We start from the raw sequence: 1020 nt of genomic DNA, 5'->3' as shown, positions 1-1020 counted from the left end.
ACGATTACACCAACGGTGCCTATCCCTGAAGGTAATGTACGTGCTAAAGCGACTGATAATGCAGAACATCCAAATAGTTCTACTTCTCAACCGAAAAAAGCGACTGACACCACACCTCCAGGTAGCCCAATCGTTAATACTGATTTAACTGGTAAAGCAACAACTCAAACTCCAGTTGATGTGTCTTCTGATCCGAATACTCGTATTGAGTTATTAGATAAAGATAATCATGTAATTGGAACAGGTACGACAGGTGCTAATGGTCATGTCATCATTACGCCAACCCAACCTATACCGGAAGGTAATGTAACTGCGAAAGCTTACGATAATGCGGAACATCCAAATGTCTCAACTTCTGCACCTAAGAAAGCAACAGATACTACACCTCCGACGGAACCAGTTGTGACAAATGATTTAACTGGTAAAGCAACAACTCAAACACCAATTACGGTTACAACGGATCCAAATACTCATGTTGATTTACTTGATAAAGATAATCATGTAATTGGTTCGGGTACGACAGATAGTACTGGTCGAGTTACAATTACACCAACGGTGCCTATCCCTGAAGGTAATGTACGTGCTAAAGCGACTGATAATGCAGAACATCCGAACAGTTCACTTTCTCAACCAAAGAAAGCGACTGATACAACGCCTCCAGGTAGTCCAATCGTTAATACTGATTTAACTGGTAAGGCGACTACTCGAACACCTGTTGACGTATCTTCTGATCCGAATACTCGTATTGAGTTATTAGATAAAGATAATCACGTAATTGGAACAGGGACTACAGGTGCTAATGGTCATGTCATCATTACGCCAACTCAACCTATACCGGAAGGTAATGTAACTGCGAAAGCTTATGATAATGCGGAACATCCAAATGTCTCAACTTCTGCACCAAAGAAAGCAACAGATACTACACCTCCGACGGAACCAGTTGTGACAAATGATTTAACTGGTAAAGCAACAACTCAAACACCAATTACAGTAACGACAGACCCGAATACACGTGTTGAG

Annotated in this window: 1 pseudogene; it reads left to right on the top strand. The window is 41.4% G+C overall.

Going from position 1 to position 1020, the window contains the following annotated elements:
* Window positions 1-1020 (top strand): annotated as a pseudogene (locus AK212_RS13700) (YSIRK signal domain/LPXTG anchor domain surface protein); the annotation flags it as partial.

Origin of the sequence: Staphylococcus borealis (assembly GCF_001224225.1) — a bacterium.
GTDB classification, from domain to species: Bacteria; Bacillota; Bacilli; order Staphylococcales; family Staphylococcaceae; genus Staphylococcus; species Staphylococcus borealis.
This window is presented reverse-complemented; position numbering and strand designations above follow the sequence as displayed.